Annotated in this window: 18 protein-coding genes; 16 read left to right on the plus strand and 2 right to left on the minus strand. The window is 42.6% G+C overall.

All coding sequences use genetic code 11. The features are described 5' to 3' along the window. Positions 1-104: 104 nt before the first annotated feature. The 14 genes from LPAF129_RS02695 (at position 105) to LPAF129_RS02760 (ending at position 10,613) form a co-directional block, all read left to right on the plus strand. Positions 105-824, plus strand: a complete 720-nt coding sequence (locus LPAF129_RS02695) for a YebC/PmpR family DNA-binding transcriptional regulator (protein WP_244054616.1) — start codon at positions 105-107, stop codon at positions 822-824. A 675-nt stretch (positions 825-1,499) separates the two neighbouring features. Then, positions 1,500-2,480, plus strand: coding sequence for a competence type IV pilus ATPase ComGA (comGA, locus tag LPAF129_RS02700; RefSeq protein ID WP_244054617.1), 981 nt, complete (start codon positions 1,500-1,502; stop codon positions 2,478-2,480). Continuing rightward, a complete protein-coding gene (gene comGB / locus LPAF129_RS02705) occupies positions 2,467-3,495 on the plus strand; it encodes a competence type IV pilus assembly protein ComGB (RefSeq protein ID WP_244054618.1) in 1,029 nt (342 codons plus the stop codon). Before comGA ends, comGB begins: the two co-directional genes overlap by 14 nt. A gap of 1 nt (position 3,496) precedes the next feature. Continuing rightward, positions 3,497-3,802 (plus strand): competence type IV pilus major pilin ComGC, encoded by a 306-nt coding sequence (gene comGC, locus LPAF129_RS02710; RefSeq protein ID WP_244054619.1) that lies wholly within the window; start codon positions 3,497-3,499, stop codon positions 3,800-3,802. Continuing rightward, positions 3,795-4,244, plus strand: a complete 450-nt coding sequence (locus LPAF129_RS02715; RefSeq protein WP_244054620.1) for a prepilin-type N-terminal cleavage/methylation domain-containing protein — start codon at positions 3,795-3,797, stop codon at positions 4,242-4,244. The genes comGC and LPAF129_RS02715 overlap by 8 nt, the downstream gene beginning before the upstream one ends. Beyond that, positions 4,225-4,488, plus strand: a complete 264-nt coding sequence (locus LPAF129_RS02720) for a hypothetical protein (RefSeq protein ID WP_244054621.1) — start codon at positions 4,225-4,227, stop codon at positions 4,486-4,488. Before LPAF129_RS02715 ends, LPAF129_RS02720 begins: the two co-directional genes overlap by 20 nt. Then, complete coding sequence (locus LPAF129_RS02725) at positions 4,451-4,939, plus strand: prepilin-type N-terminal cleavage/methylation domain-containing protein (protein WP_244054622.1); 489 nt, start codon at positions 4,451-4,453, stop codon at positions 4,937-4,939. Before LPAF129_RS02720 ends, LPAF129_RS02725 begins: the two co-directional genes overlap by 38 nt. Then, positions 4,917-5,207, plus strand: coding sequence for a hypothetical protein (locus LPAF129_RS02730; protein WP_244054623.1), 291 nt, complete (start codon positions 4,917-4,919; stop codon positions 5,205-5,207). The genes LPAF129_RS02725 and LPAF129_RS02730 overlap by 23 nt, the downstream gene beginning before the upstream one ends. Positions 5,208-5,297: 90 nt before the next feature. After that, complete coding sequence (locus LPAF129_RS02735; RefSeq protein ID WP_244054624.1) at positions 5,298-6,326, plus strand: class I SAM-dependent methyltransferase; 1,029 nt, start codon at positions 5,298-5,300, stop codon at positions 6,324-6,326. A 167-nt stretch (positions 6,327-6,493) separates the two neighbouring features. Beyond that, complete coding sequence (locus LPAF129_RS02740; RefSeq protein WP_244054625.1) at positions 6,494-7,102, plus strand: metallophosphoesterase; 609 nt, start codon at positions 6,494-6,496, stop codon at positions 7,100-7,102. A gap of 12 nt (positions 7,103-7,114) precedes the next feature. Continuing rightward, the gene (locus LPAF129_RS02745; protein WP_244054626.1) at positions 7,115-8,500 is read left to right on the plus strand and encodes a bifunctional metallophosphatase/5'-nucleotidase; all 1,386 of its coding nucleotides are present in this window, start codon (positions 7,115-7,117) and stop codon (positions 8,498-8,500) included. A 38-nt stretch (positions 8,501-8,538) separates the two neighbouring features. Then, positions 8,539-9,159 carry a YutD family protein gene (locus tag LPAF129_RS02750; RefSeq protein WP_244054627.1) on the plus strand — a complete coding sequence of 207 codons (621 nt, stop codon included), beginning with the start codon at positions 8,539-8,541 and terminating at the stop codon, positions 9,157-9,159. 43 nt (positions 9,160-9,202) lie between these two features. Then, on the plus strand, positions 9,203-9,973 hold the full coding sequence (locus LPAF129_RS02755) for a TIGR01457 family HAD-type hydrolase (protein ID WP_244054628.1): 771 nt from the start codon (positions 9,203-9,205) through the stop codon (positions 9,971-9,973). A 1-nt stretch (position 9,974) separates the two neighbouring features. After that, a complete protein-coding gene (locus LPAF129_RS02760) occupies positions 9,975-10,613 on the plus strand; it encodes a TIGR01906 family membrane protein (RefSeq protein ID WP_244054629.1) in 639 nt (212 codons plus the stop codon). 49 nt (positions 10,614-10,662) lie between these two features. On the opposite strand, the gene LPAF129_RS02765 is transcribed toward LPAF129_RS02760, so the two are convergent. Further along, entirely contained in the window at positions 10,663-11,319 is a 657-nt protein-coding gene (locus LPAF129_RS02765; protein WP_244054630.1) for a VTT domain-containing protein, read from the minus strand. An 89-nt stretch (positions 11,320-11,408) separates the two neighbouring features. Further along, the gene (locus tag LPAF129_RS02770) at positions 11,409-12,413 is read right to left on the minus strand and encodes an NAD(P)/FAD-dependent oxidoreductase (RefSeq protein WP_244054631.1); all 1,005 of its coding nucleotides are present in this window, start codon (positions 12,411-12,413) and stop codon (positions 11,409-11,411) included. Positions 12,414-12,761: 348 nt separating this feature from the next. On the opposite strand from LPAF129_RS02770, the gene LPAF129_RS02775 reads away from it, so the two are divergent. Beyond that, entirely contained in the window at positions 12,762-13,343 is a 582-nt protein-coding gene (locus LPAF129_RS02775; protein WP_244054632.1) for a peptidylprolyl isomerase, read from the plus strand. 34 nt (positions 13,344-13,377) lie between these two features. After that, positions 13,378-13,770 (plus strand): CvfD/Ygs/GSP13 family RNA-binding post-transcriptional regulator, encoded by a 393-nt coding sequence (locus tag LPAF129_RS02780; RefSeq protein ID WP_244054633.1) that lies wholly within the window; start codon positions 13,378-13,380, stop codon positions 13,768-13,770. Positions 13,771-14,159: the final 389 nt, after the last annotated feature.

The following is a 14,159-nucleotide window of genomic DNA, read 5'->3' on the forward strand; positions in this document are numbered from 1 at the left end:
TTTTTGCTGTTTAACAAAAAAATTTGCGTTAACCCCCATGATTTGGTAGTATTTATTATGGCAAACGCCGTACAGAAATAAATTTTCGGAAAGAGGTATATGAAATGTCAGGACATTCAAAATGGCATAACATCCAAGGACGTAAGAACGCCCAAGATGCAAAGCGTGGGAAAATTTTCCAAAAAATATCACGAGAACTATATATGGCTGCAAAGAGTGGCGGTCCTGACCCAGACTCTAACCCACAATTGCGCCTGATGATGGATAAAGCCCGCAGTGCTAACATGCCAAAAGACAATGTTAAACGTGCAATTGATAAAGCTAGTGGCGCTAATGGTGCCGATTATGAAGAAATCACTTATGAAGGTTATGGACCAGCAGGGGTCGCTGTTTTGGTGCATACTTTAACTGATAACCGTAACCGGACTGCTTCTGCAGTGCGTGCTGATTTCAGTCATAATGGTGGAAGTTTGGGAGAAACTGGTTCAGTTAGTTTCATGTTCGATCGTAAGGGTTATATTGCGATCTTGCGTGAAGACCTAGACGTAGACGAAGATCAAATGTTTGAAGACGTCATCGAAGCTGGTGGCGATGACCTGCAGACTGAAGATGAAGTCTTTGAAATTTACACAGATCCAAAATCATTCCCAGAAGTGCGGGATGCTTTGCAACAAAAATATGAACTCGCTAGTGCAGAACTAACGATGGTTCCTAAGACAACAGTTGAAGTTCCAGAAGACAAGGTTGAAAAAGTTCAACGCTTGATCGATCATTTGGAAGACGAAGAAGACGTTTCTGAAGTTTATACTTCAGCTGAATTCTAGGACGAATAATAAGATAAAAGTCGTAGCCGTGAAGGTTGCGGCTTTTTTTGCGTGCTCGACATTTTTTAAAGAGCGCAGCACAACTTTGCTGTTCGATGCGTTCTGTAATTTAGTCGAGCTCCGTGAAGCAAGAGATTCCGCTTATCTTGCCTCAACCTTCAATGCCAAAAACGCATTAAAGGTTGGGTCACGATCATGCTCGTCTCTTAAACGCTTCACTCCGCTCTGTGATTTAGTCGAGCTCCGTGAAACAGAAAGTTCCGCCGATCTAAACCCAGGAACAAATGCCGAAACCGCATTAGCTCCTAGGTTCCAATCGGGCTCGCTTTCTAATCGCTTCACTCCGCTCTGTGATATTAGTCGAGCTCCGTGAAACAGAAAGTTCCGCCGATCTAAACCCAGGAACCAATGCCGAAACCGCATTAGCTCCTAGGTTCCGATCGTGCTCGCTTTCTAATCGTTTCACTCCGCTCTGTGATTTTAGTCGAGCTCCGTGAAGCAAGAGATTCCGCTTATCCTGCCTCAACCTCCAATACCAAAAACGCATTCAAGGTTGGGTCACGATCATGCTCGTCTCTTAAACGCTTCACTCCGCTCTGTGATTTTTTAAACTTTTTTGCAATTTGAAAACCAAAATCACGATTTTTTGCGTATCTATTAGTGAGGAGGTCAAATATGAATGAAGAAATTACGCAGCTTTTTGCAGCTGCAATTAAAAGGCACGCCAGCGACATTTACTTGCTGCCACGCCAGGATGACTATGAAATTAGTCTGAGTTATGCCGGTGAGTTTCATAGTTATCAAAAGTTATCGCAAGCTAAGGCTCGACAAATGGTCAATTTTTTCAAATTTAAGGCTGATATGAGTCTCAGTGAACGGCGCCGGCCACAGTTAGGGGCGTGGACCTATCAAACTGAAGCAACAACTGTTTTTTGTCGCCTGGCCTCAGTGGGAACGTTCCTTGACCAAGAATCAGTGGTGATTCGGCTGATCTACCAGCAAAATGCTACCAATAATGGTTATTTTTTTCAGGAACAGTTTCAGCAGATCCTGGCAGCGTGTTACAAGCGGGGCTTGGTTTTATTTGCAGGGCCGATGGGGTCAGGGAAGACGACGGCTATGTATCATTTTGCCAAGCAGCTGGGGGACAAGCTCGTAATGACAATTGAAGATCCAGTCGAGATTTATGAACCCCATTTTTTACAGTTACAGGTTAATGATCAAGCACAGATGTCTTATGAAAGTCTGTTGACCGCTGCTTTGCGGTTGCATCCGGACGTTTTTGTCATTGGCGAGATCAGAAATGAACAAACGGCAGCAATTGCAGTCAAAGCAGCTTTAAGCGGCCATTTGGTCTTGAGTACTGTCCATGCCCAAAATGTTTATGGGGTATTTTTACGGTTGTTAAATTTGGGGGTGTCTCCTGCTGATTTGGACCAAACAGTTCAACTGGTATCTTACCAGCGGCTGATAGAAACGACGACAGACCAACAAAAGGTCCTGTTTGATTTATTATCATTGGACGAGACTTCTTGGGCACAGATCAAGCAAAAAAAGCGGGGGAAAATGACAGATGAGTGGGCAAAAAACTTGGCAATTTGTTTTCAGCAAGGGCAGATCACGGCCGCGACCCAAGCTAAATATGCACTGGGGTAAAGAAAAACTCAGCTTAAAACAACAAGCGGTCTTTTTTTCATCCTTAGCCGAAATGATGCAGGCGGGTTTTTCTTTGAAAAAAAGTTTGATAAACTTGCAGGCAAATCACCAGTTAAGTGCGGTCAAAAGCCAACAGATCCTACTCCAACTCGAACAGGGGCATACGCTCAGCCAGACGCTTCAACCTTGGCTGTCACAAACTACTTTTTTTCAGTTAAAAATTGCGGAGCAGCATGGCAGCGTGGAAGACTGTATTCAAGAATTAGGGCATTTTTTATTTGGGGTAGATGAGCAGCTGCAGAAGTTACGGGGGTTGTTGTTGTATCCTGCAATGTTGTTTGTTTTACTGGGTGGCTTATGCGGGTCGATCAAGATTTGGCTGCTTCCTAAACTGACTGAATTTTCGCAAGGCTTGGCTGAAAATGACCAGCAAAAAGTGGCCGTGGATTGGAGCCAAGTCGTGTCATGGGGCTGGAAATTGTTATTAGCAGCTTGCTTAATTTATGCGCTGAAGGTTGGATACTGGTGGTACCGGCAAAAGACCTTGAACCGGCATATTTGGTATGCACAATTACCTCTAGTTGGCCGGCTATATCGGCTGTATAGTGCCTATTTGATCTCGTTTAATTTGTCGTTGTTATTGCGCTGCGGATTAGATGTTCACCAAGTGTGTTGTTATCTGCAAGAATTTAAGCCGCAGTCCTTGTATTATCAATTAGGCTGCCAGTTAGCGCAGTCCTTGGACCAAGGTCATGAGCTAAGCGGATTTGTGCGCCAGTACCCGTTTATCCCCCAAGAGTTATTATTCTTTTTAACCAGCGGAGATACAAAAACGGAACTGAGTCAGGAGTTGGCCTTATTTGCCCACCATTCCTACCAGAACTTAGTGCGAGAATCAGAACGGCTCTTAACGTGGATCCAGCCGGTGTTATTTTTAGTGATCGCAGGGGTGATCATTGGCACCTACTTGGCGATTTTGTTACCAATTTATTCAAGCATTGAAGGGATCTATTAAAATGAAAAAGAAAAAAGCAGCTGGATTTACCTTAGTTGAAATGGCGATCGTACTGTTTATTATTAGTTTGTTGATTTTGATCGTGGTCCCAAATGTCAGTAAACAAAGGGGACGGGCGATCACCATCAATGATCAGGCCTTACAGACGGAATTAAATTCGCAGGTCGAATTGTATCGTAACGAACATAACCTGGATAATTCCACGAAGGTCACACTGGATGAATTGAAAAGTGAAGGCTATTTAAACCAAGGTCAACTCAAGCAAATTGAAAAAGAAGGCTTAGAGATTGGTAAGGGTGATGATTAAGAAAAAAGCCCACACGGCCGGCTTTTCATTGGTTGAAGTGATCGTAGTTTTAGCGCTGGTAGTGGCACTATGCGGTTTGCAGCTGTTTCCGGCAGCATTTTCACGACAGAAACTGGCAGAGGTGCTATTTTGGCGGAACTTTCGGCAAAACTGGACCAGTTTGGTGATTGAAACTCGCGTGCGGCACGATGCTGGTTTAGTGCAGTTTTTGGGGGACTCGTTGTACTTTTGTTCAGCGAGTAATGCGCAGAAAAAACAGGCTTTGGCGGTTCCTAAAACTTTGCATCTAACTGGTGGAAAGCTGGACGAAAATCTTTATCAAAACGGGGGGACGCAGCCGCAAAGAATTACGTTCTATTCGGATTTAGACCATCAAAATTATGCAGTGATCTTTCAGTTAGGCTATGGGGGGCAGTATCGCATTGAAAAAACGGCCAGGTAGTCCAGGCTTTATTTTAGCGGAGGCAGTGGTGACCTTATGGCTGGTTGCTTTACTGAGTTTGACGTACTGCGCGATCGATATTCGGGCCAGCCGCCAGGAACAGCATTTAGCCAAGAGGGCGGAACTTGCCAGTCAGTTGTTAAGTCGAAGCCAAGCAGTGCTAAGTCACCCTGATCAGCAGCCGCCAGCAAAAATCGAGGTGCATGATGGAACAGAAAAAATTACGGTCGAAATTAAACGGTAAAGCAGATGGCTTCACACTGGTGGAGGTCATGGCCGGACTAGTGATCAGTGTATTGTCATTAATTTTACTAACTAATTTTTTGTCTAACCGTCAAATGGAATTGCGGACAGTTCGCCGGGCAGACCGTTTTCAAGTCCGCTCCGCCGTTGCCACACTGCAGTCTAGTGAATTAGACCTTCATTACATTCCTAAGCAAGGCTCGCGGTTGTTATTTTATAGTCCAACCAAAAAATTAAATTATTCATTGGCTTTAAATGGGGAACGGTTAGTCATGCGGGGACAAAGTCAAGGCTTTATGCCGATACTGTATGATGTTAAAGCAGGGGAGCTAAGTTTTAAACCGCCGAATTTAAAATTGGTGTTAACGTTGCATGGAGTCACTTATCGGGAAAAAATCACTCTTAGTCCGATCAAACAGGAGGAACAAGATGCACAAAAAAGTGGCAGGTAACCTGCTTTTTTCTGGACTGGCCTTTTTATTAGTCTTGGGAGTTTTAGTGGCAGGACAGTTGACCAATTATCGGCTGTCAGCGTTGACCTATCAGGATATCATTCAACAAAATGAAGCACAGACGATGAAAAATTTGGCGTTAGCGGCTCACTTACCTGAAAAAAAGAGTTTACAGTTTAATTTGGGGGTTGTTAAACGCACTGGAGAAAAGTGGATAGTTACTTTAAACAACCAGAAAAAATATACTTTTCCGGTTGACCCAGAATAAAAATTGGCTTGTTTTAAGGCCCAACCAAGAGAGTTAGACTTGAAATTCTAGCGGACGATAGGTACACTGAATTATTAGAAGATAATTGAGGTGAACGAGTTGAAGTTAGAAGAAATTAAAGCAACTTATGAATTACTAGAACAGGGGATCCAGTTAATTTTAGCTGATACAGATTTGTCTTACCTAGATGCTTTTGTGCGTTTAGCGGATGATTTGTTAAGCGACGGCGAAGTTTATCAAGCGGATGATTTAACTGCTGAGACCGTCGAACAGCTGACAGAACTGTACCAAAAAATTGATTTACGGCAATTTGCTAAAGAAGAAGTCCGCCAAGTCGTGCAGCTAGTCTTATTAAAATCATACCGTCAAGAAAAAATTCAGGCTAACCACCAGATGACGCCCGATTCAATTGGGGTCTTGTTGGAGTATTTGGTGGAGAAAATAACGCAGCCTGACCAAAAATTGGAATTTTTAGATATTACTGTTGGTACAGGCAACCTGTTAGCGACTGTGATGAATCGTTTAGAAGCGAACGGCTGGAAGTCTTTGCATGGAGTTGGTGTTGATAACGATGATACCTTGTTGGCAATTGCTAGTTTAGCTGCCCAGTTTGAAGACCAAAATCTTGATTTATATCACCAAGACGCAATTGATGACTTGCCAGTGGCTAATGTAGATGTGGTCGTGAGTGACCTGCCAGTTGGTTATTATCCGTTAGATGAACGAGTTCAAGATTTTGCGACCCATGCCAAAGAGGGACATTCGTATGTTCACCATCTGTTGATCGAACAGGCTTTAAATGCTTTACGTCCAGGAGGGTTCGGTTTATTCGTTATTCCACGAGGACTATTTGAGAGTGCAGAAGCTCAGTCGTTGATCAAGCAGATTCAAGCAGTGGGCTACTTACAGGGACTGCTGAACTTGCCAGAAGAATTATTTGCATCAAAGCAATCGCAAAAATCAATTTTGTTATTGCAAAAAAAAGACTCTAATGCACAACAGGTGCAACAAGTCTTACTGGGAGATTTTCCATCCTTTAAGGACCAAGCTGAATTTGGCGGTTTCTTAACGCAAATTGAACAGTGGATCGCCGCTGAAAAACTTGGATTAAAAAAATAAGTTAGGATAAGCTAAGCCAACAGAACAATTCTGTGACTTAGCTTTTTTGCTAACTGCAAGAACCAGGCGGTAATGCAGATGATGAGCCGCTCAGAAACTAACCGCTTTGTTATCTTAACCGATTCAGTGTAAAATCAATACTAGAAGATAGGCAAGGGGCGAAAGACATGATTTATTTTACTGCAGACACGCATTTTTTTGATGAACATTTGACCCATGACCTGCATTTTGCGAACCGAGATTTTTTAACGACCAGAGAAATGAACGAAACTATCGTCGAAAATTGGAACCGGGTCGTAACTGACAAGGATGTGGTTTACCATTTAGGCGACATTGCACAGACTGCTTCTAACCACGTGGGACACCAACAGGTCTTAGAGATCTTGGAACGTTTAAATGGACAGTTAGTTTTGATCAAGGGCAATCATGATCCGCGGGCATTGTTTAAATATTTGGACCGTCACCAAACACCCTTAACTACTGAAAAGCCCAAATTTGTCTTTCATGATGTGGGGCTGATTTTAAAATTTGACCACCATCAGTTTTTCTTGACGCATTATCCGTTGATGCTCGGAATCTCAGTCAATAGTGTGAATTTACACGGGCACATTCACCATTATGCGGTCAATAGTCAAACCAACATAAATGTGGGAGTCGATACCCCAGAAGATGCCTATCTAACTGTGAAAAATCGACCATTTGGCCAACCGTTCTCACAAGCAGAAATTATGGAAATGGTCACTAATAAGAAGATAGATTTTCAGAAAAGGAAATAAGGTTAATAGACAATGAATGATAAAATTACAATTTTGCATACGAATGACTTTCATTCTCACTTTGAAAATTGGCCAAAGGTCAGAAGATACCTGCAACACACGAAAAAAGAACTGGAAAGCCAGGGCCAAACAGTGATCACGGTCGACTTGGGTGATGCGATGGACCGGGTCCACCCGTTAACTGAGGCAACTGACGGAAAATTTAACGTTGAGTTGTTAAATACTGTCGCCTATGATGCGGTGACGATTGGTAATAATGAGGGGATCGGAAATTCCCATGAACAACTGGCTGATCTATACGCAAAAAGTGCAGCCCCAGTGATCTTAGATAATTTAATCGACAAACGGACTAACAAGCGGCCATCGTGGGTCAAGCTATCTAAGATCATTAAGACTAAAAATAATACTAAAGTCGGGTTGCTGGCTTGTACTGCACCATTTGGTCCTACCTATGAAATGAATGATTGGAAAGCATTAGATGTTGACCAAGTTTTGCCGGAAGTTATTAAAATGTTACGGCCACGGGTGGATGTCTTAGTCTTAATGTCACATTTGGGGATCGATATGGACCGCTATATTGCTGAAAAGTACCCCGAATTTGACGTAATTTTAGGCAGCCATACGCATCATTTGTTAGAAAACGGGGAAGTCGATGGGAAAACCTTGGTCTGTGCTGCTGGTAAGTGGGGCAGATATACTGGACAAGTCTCGTTAGAATTTTCCACTGACCGCCAACAACTGACTAGCAAGTCAGCCAAAACAATTGCGACTGAAGACTTGCCGGAAGCGGCGGGCGACCAAACTGAAATTGCAAGTTATACGCGACGCGGACAAGAAATCTTGAATCAACAAGCAGTCGCTATTTTGCCGCGTGCTTACGCAGGCTCTGTCGTCCAAGACTCGCAACTGATGCAAGAGGGCTTGGCTGCAGTAGAAGAAGCCACGGATACTTCGGCAGCTATTTTAAACGCCGGCTTATTTTTAGGGGACCTAAATGCGGGAGTTTTGACTAAAAATGAGCTCCATCAGTTATTGCCCCACCCGATGCGGATGGTTAAGATCAGATTGACTGGTTATAACTTATGGCGGCTGATTCGAGAAATGGAGAAAAATCGGCGTCATTTGCGCCGGTCGGTGGTTCGAGGCAATGGATTTCGGGGCACGATTTTTGGCGATCTAGTTTACGCTGGAATTGAGTATGATGCCAGTGAAAAACAAGTTTTCTGGCATGGTCACCCCTTAAATCAGGAGAAAATTTATACGATCGGGACTGTCGATAATTTTATTTATGGACCATTTTTCCCGACTTTGGAAATTGCAGGTGAAGTTTCTTATATAGGTGACCGCTTTTTGCGGGATGCTTTAGGGGACTATTTTGCGCATAAATTTCCAGTATAGTATAATGAAAACTGGTTTTATTTTTGGAGGAAGTTTTAGTGAATAGTGAAAAGAAAGAACGACGGGAAGCGCAGCTAGCCAAAAAAGCCGAAGCAATTCAGGCTTATGCTAGCAAAGTCGTGATGACTGATGACAAGCAGTTAACGATCGATGGGCGCCCCTATGAATTACTCGTCAATTTTCATGACGGGTTTGATGTACAAAAATTAGAAGAACGTTTTAGTGAGATTTTAACAAAATATGATTACATTGTTGGTGATATGGGCTTTGAGCAGTTACGGCTGCATGGCTTTTATCAAAGCAACAGCAAGAAGGGCCTGCCTTCACAAAATATTGACCGGCTGCAGGATTACTTGTTTGAATACTGTAATTTTGGCTGTGCTTATTTTGTCTTGCATAATCTAGATGTTCAGACGCAAAAGCCCAGTGCTGCTTTGGATAAAGAACTATATGGCAATGAGCATCCAAATAACCACCGGGGGCGGAACCAAAACAAGGGTAAAAAACGCCGTCCTCGCCGACGTAAGGAAAAGAATCAGGCATTTACTGCTGAAAAAACATATTCTGTTCATCCTCGCCGGAAGAAAAAGGCTCCTGCCAAGCAAACACGGCAGAATAAACACGCTAACCAACATCATTTTGTAATTCGGCAAAAATAAGCTGGCAGTGTTGAGAAAAACGAACTAGAAAGAGAGAAAGTCGATGAAAAAATATCAGGCATATTTGATTGATCTAGATGGTACGATGTACCGGGGAAAAGAAAAGATTCCGGCAGCCAAGCGGTTGATCGACCGTTTGCAAGCGGCAGAGATCCCTTTTTTATTTGTGACTAACAATAGTACGCAGACCCCAGATAAAGTTGTCCAAAATTTAGCAGATAACTTTGATATTCATGTGACTACGGCAAATATTTTTACGTCAGCACTCGCCACAGCGGATTATCTGGCAGACCTCGACCCCACTAAACGGACAGTTTATCCGATTGGAGAAATTGGCTTAAAGCAGGCACTCAGCGGTCGGGATTTTGTCGTAGATGAAGAACAGCCAGATTACGTGGTCGTGGGCCTCGATTATGATGTGACCTACCATAAGTTTGAACTAGCGACCTTGGCTATTAAGCGGGGAGCACAGTTCATTGGGACGAACGCCGATACTAACTTGCCAAACGAACGGGGCTTAGTGCCGGGTGCGGGTTCCTTGATCGCACTTGTGGAACGGGCGACCCAGCAAAAAGCGACTTACATTGGGAAACCAGAAACGATTATTATGGAAAAAGCCCTGGCACAGTTGGGCTTGCCTAAGAGTGAAGTAGCGATGGTCGGCGACAACTATCTGACAGATATTCAGGCCGGACTCAATTTTGGCATGGATACGATTTTAGTTTACACTGGTGTCGCAACTAAGGACTTCGTGGCCCAACAAGAGCGTCAGCCGACCTATCAAATTGATTCATTGGACGAGTGGGAGGTTTAAGATGGTGCCAGCTTTTCGCAATCGGTGGTATTGGAAGGTCATTTTATGCCTGACAATTATTGCGTGGTGTATTGCAATCGTCATTAACTTTCAGCCCTTGTACTATTTATTTGTCAAACAAGAAAACCTGGGGCAATTAGTGGGCTTAACTAACAATCAGCTGCAGCATGACTATCAGCACTTGTTAAATTATCTGAATTTTCCCTGGGTCCATAGTTTAGGGATCAGTTTGCCTAGTTCGGCCAACGCCTTGACTCATTTTGCGGATGTCAAACGGTTGTTTTTACTTGACTATGTGGTCTTGATCTGTGGGACACCATGCAGTTACTGGTATCTCAAAAAATTACGGCAACAAGGGATGCTTTGGCAGCTGATTACAGTCGGCCAGGTGATGATGACTGCGGGAATTTTCCTCTCAGTCATGTTGGCATTGGCCTTTGACCGCTTTTTTATTTTATTTCATGAGGTTTTATTTCGTAATAATGACTGGATTTTTGATCCTGCAACAGATCCAATCATTGATGCCTTACCAGATGAGTTTTTTCTGGCCTGCTTTGCCTTATTCTTTGTCTTATTCTTGTTAAGTATGATGGTATTGATCATTTGCGGCAAACGCAGTTTAAAAACAAGCAAGCATTAAAAAATAGTTAACAAAAAAACCGCCAAATTTACTGACGGTTTTTTGTTAACTATTTTTTTGGATCCTCTTGTTTGGCAGAGCCGCCTTTGACTAGGCCAATGATCGCTGGGATCAAAGAGATCACGATGATCCCGATAATGATCACGGAAAAGTGTTCTTTGACAAAAGGCATGTTTCCAAAGAAGTAACCAGCGCCACAGCATAAAAGGACCCAGGCTAGTGCCCCAATTAAGTTGTGCTTAATGAAGTTGCTGTACTTCAACCCGCTGCCTGCCGCAATGAAGGGGGCAAAGGTCCGGATGATCGGCATGAAACGAGCCAAAGTGATCGACATCGCACCATGCTTTTCAAAAAATTCCTCGGTCTGGTCAAAATACTCTGGTTTAACGACCTTTTGAAACCAATGGGCTTGTTTGAGCGTGTGCCCGAGATAATGGCCGATCATAAAGTTAGTACTATCACCAGCGATGGGTGCTAATAAGAATAGTGCGATAAAGATCCAGATGTTTAAACCATAGTCGGGATTGGCCGCTAATGCCGCTGCAGCAAAGAGCAGCGAGTCACCTGGTAAGAAGGGCAAGATCACTGCCCCAGTTTCGATAAAAATGATCAAAAATAAGATCAAGTACGACCAGTTGCCAAAACTATTAACGATGGTCACCAAGTGGTCGTCAATGTGTAACACAAAATCGATCAAAGTTGCCAATTTGTATTTTTCTCCTTATGCGTTTGATTTAATTATTATAACGATTTAAATAGTGCAAAAACAGTTTACACCGCTTTTTTAAGTAAAACTTATTGCTTATATTTGAGCATCAATTCCGTACTATGAGCAGGTTGACGTCGGTCAGGATAAACATATAAGAGGGCGTTGTTGACCGCAGTTGGTGCTTCGCCCATTCCAGAAGCAATCAGGGCTGGTCGGCCTTCTTTATAGGCAGTATCGCCAATGGCATAGACTCCAGGCATTGAAGTTGCTTGTTTTTCACTGACTTTAATTTCATGCCGTTCCATCTCTAGCCCCCAGGATTCGATCAAATTATTGCTGGAGGTGAAACCATAATTGACGATCAGGTCGTCGAAGTCGCAGACCTCTTGAGTCGTTTCACGTGATTTTTGCAGGGTAACGGCTAATTTGTCAGTCGACGTTTGGGCAAAGTCCTTGATCGTATAAGGTGTTAGCAAACTAACGTTATCTTGTTGCTCGAGCTTCGTCATACTGCTCTCAAGGGCACGGAATTTATCCCGCCGGTGAATGACCGTGACAGACTTTGCGATGGGAGCCAGTTCTAGGGCCCAATCGATGGCTGAGTCTCCACCGCCAGCCACAGCGATGTCGTGTCCGGCAAAGATGCTAGGGTCAGTAATGAAGTAGTGCAGCTTCGTTCCTTCAAACTGTGCTGCACTGGCAACACGTAATTTACGTGGTTCAAATGAGCCGATCCCGCAAGCAAGGATGATTGCCTTACTATAAGTAGTCCGCTTAGTTGTCTTGATTTCAAAGCCGAGTTCAGTCTGGCTAAAAGAAGTCACCGTTTCTCCCAAAAAAACATCGGGTTTAAAAGCGGTGGTTTGCTCGGTTAAATTTTCAATTAGTTCTTTACCAGTTGTTTGGTAATAAGCTGGGATATCGTAGAGAGTTTTTGCGGGAAATAGGGCGGAAACTTGGCCCCCTAAAGTATCTAAACTCTCAATAATTTGTGTTTTTGCCATATGCATGCGTGCGTAAGTTGCGGCAAACATGCCCACTGGTCCGCCGCCAATGATGGTTAGGTCATAATAATTGTCTGTGTCAGCCATGCTGATCATAAACCCCTTTCTCTTTTAAGCCAGTTAGGAATCTATTTGGAAAAATGATTCAAAAGATGGCTCAATGTTAAAGCACTCGTTTTCTAGCCTAGCATTAATAGCCCCTAAAATAAATTAGAAAATTATGGCGGGGGGTCTGTTGAGTTAAACTTAAGTATGGTTGATTTGTTTCTAAGTGAATTTTTGGAAGTTTTATAGTATAATCGTAACTATTGGATGAAGCAAACAAATAGCAGACTGACTTTGCTGTTGGCTAGTGATTTTTGGCTAAATGAGACAGTGTATTAATGGTGTTAGCTGCTATTTGTTTGACTATTTAACATGAAGAGGAGTTTTTTGATGAATTATCCACAAGCTGATCTAAGCCAAGTTACTGGCCCTAAAGCTTTGATCGATACTACTAAGGGACAGATCTTAATTCAATTGTTTCCAGACCAGGCACCAAAAACTGTCCAAAACTTTGTAAGTTTGGCAGAAGACCACTATTACGATGGCACGATCTTTCACCGTGTGATTCCAGAATTTATGATTCAAGGCGGCGATCCAACCGGAACAGGGATGGGTGGACAAAGTAGTTTTGGTACACCATTTGAAGACGAATTTTCTGCTGAAGTCTTTAACTTACGGGGCGCATTGTCGATGGCTAATGCTGGTCCTAATACTAACGGCAGCCAATTTTTCGTGGTTCAAAGCACCAAAGTTCCCGCTGACATGATCCAACAGATGCAAGCAGCAGGCTATCCAAATGAAGTCGTTGAAATGTATCAAAATGGTGGGACTCCATGGTTAGATCATCGTCATACCGTTTTTGGTCAGGTTATTGAAGGTTTAGACGTTGTTGATCAAATTGCAACTGCTAAAACTGGAATGCAAGATAAACCAGTTGAAGAAATTAAGATCAATAGTGTTGTTATTAAATAACGGATTATGTAGTTTTTCATAAATGGAGGATTGTATGTCAGATTATCGAATTGGGCAGGTTATCACCGGCCAGGTAACTGGCATTCAGCCATATGGAGCTTTTGTTGCACTGGATGAGCAGACACAAGGGTTGATTCATATTTCTGAATGCCACCATGGTTTCGTTGATGACGTTAATAAGTTTTTAAAAGTAGGTGAAGAGGTCACAGTGATGGTGATCGATATCGATTTATATACGGGCAAGATCTCTTTATCTATTCGTTGTCTAGAAAAACCGTTTGATTTTTCGCAACCGCGTAAACGAGCTAGGTTCCAGCATAAAAAGTATTGGACTGATTGCAGCGTTTCAACCGGCTTTAAGCCTATCAGCCAACGGTTAGACCAGTGGGTTGAAGAGGCCTTAGAAAATATTTCGGCAGAAAAGTAAAAAAATACTTGACCTTTGGTGGTAAATGCTGGTATTATATTTCTTGTCGCTTGCGACAGATAAAAATAAATGAATAAACAAATTTTAAAATATTTGTTGACATTTAATTAAATTGATGATAAACTTTATGAGTTGACAAATTACTGGTGATTGATTCTTGATCGGATCAATCAAAAATAAATTTGTTAACTATGAAAAAAGTACGTGACAAGCAATTGAGAAGCTGATATAATTATTGAGGTTGTGATTGAGCTTTTAAGAAGCTTGATTCAATCGAGTAGATCTTTGAAAACTGAACAAAGTTTCGACAAATCAAATGTGTGAGGTCACTGATCTTATGATCAGTGCAAAAAAACATTTGCGAAGTCAATTTCGCTAGTAAAATTTAT

This window comes from Ligilactobacillus pabuli, assembly GCF_022836475.1.
In the GTDB taxonomy this organism is placed as follows: domain Bacteria; phylum Bacillota; class Bacilli; order Lactobacillales; family Lactobacillaceae; genus Ligilactobacillus; species Ligilactobacillus pabuli.

What these genes read in the sequence shown, in the direction of transcription:
- LPAF129_RS02760 (WP_244054629.1), top strand. Translation starts at nt 9,975, where the DNA reads ATGGTGCCAGCTTTTCGCAATCGGTGGTATTGGAAGGTCATTTTATGC.
- LPAF129_RS02775 (WP_244054632.1), top strand. Translation starts at nt 12,762, where the DNA reads ATGAATTATCCACAAGCTGATCTAAGCCAAGTTACTGGCCCTAAAGCT.
- LPAF129_RS02715 (WP_244054620.1), top strand. Translation starts at nt 3,795, where the DNA reads ATGATTAAGAAAAAAGCCCACACGGCCGGCTTTTCATTGGTTGAAGTG.
- LPAF129_RS02780 (WP_244054633.1), top strand. Translation starts at nt 13,378, where the DNA reads ATGTCAGATTATCGAATTGGGCAGGTTATCACCGGCCAGGTAACTGGC.
- comGB (WP_244054618.1), top strand. Translation starts at nt 2,467, where the DNA reads ATGCACTGGGGTAAAGAAAAACTCAGCTTAAAACAACAAGCGGTCTTT.
- LPAF129_RS02725 (WP_244054622.1), top strand. Translation starts at nt 4,451, where the DNA reads ATGGAACAGAAAAAATTACGGTCGAAATTAAACGGTAAAGCAGATGGC.
- LPAF129_RS02695 (WP_244054616.1), top strand. Translation starts at nt 105, where the DNA reads ATGTCAGGACATTCAAAATGGCATAACATCCAAGGACGTAAGAACGCC.
- LPAF129_RS02770 (WP_244054631.1), bottom strand. Translation starts at nt 12,413, where the DNA reads ATGGCTGACACAGACAATTATTATGACCTAACCATCATTGGCGGCGGA.
- LPAF129_RS02740 (WP_244054625.1), top strand. Translation starts at nt 6,494, where the DNA reads ATGATTTATTTTACTGCAGACACGCATTTTTTTGATGAACATTTGACC.
- LPAF129_RS02730 (WP_244054623.1), top strand. Translation starts at nt 4,917, where the DNA reads ATGCACAAAAAAGTGGCAGGTAACCTGCTTTTTTCTGGACTGGCCTTT.
- LPAF129_RS02745 (WP_244054626.1), top strand. Translation starts at nt 7,115, where the DNA reads ATGAATGATAAAATTACAATTTTGCATACGAATGACTTTCATTCTCAC.
- comGA (WP_244054617.1), top strand. Translation starts at nt 1,500, where the DNA reads ATGAATGAAGAAATTACGCAGCTTTTTGCAGCTGCAATTAAAAGGCAC.
- comGC (WP_244054619.1), top strand. Translation starts at nt 3,497, where the DNA reads ATGAAAAAGAAAAAAGCAGCTGGATTTACCTTAGTTGAAATGGCGATC.
- LPAF129_RS02755 (WP_244054628.1), top strand. Translation starts at nt 9,203, where the DNA reads ATGAAAAAATATCAGGCATATTTGATTGATCTAGATGGTACGATGTAC.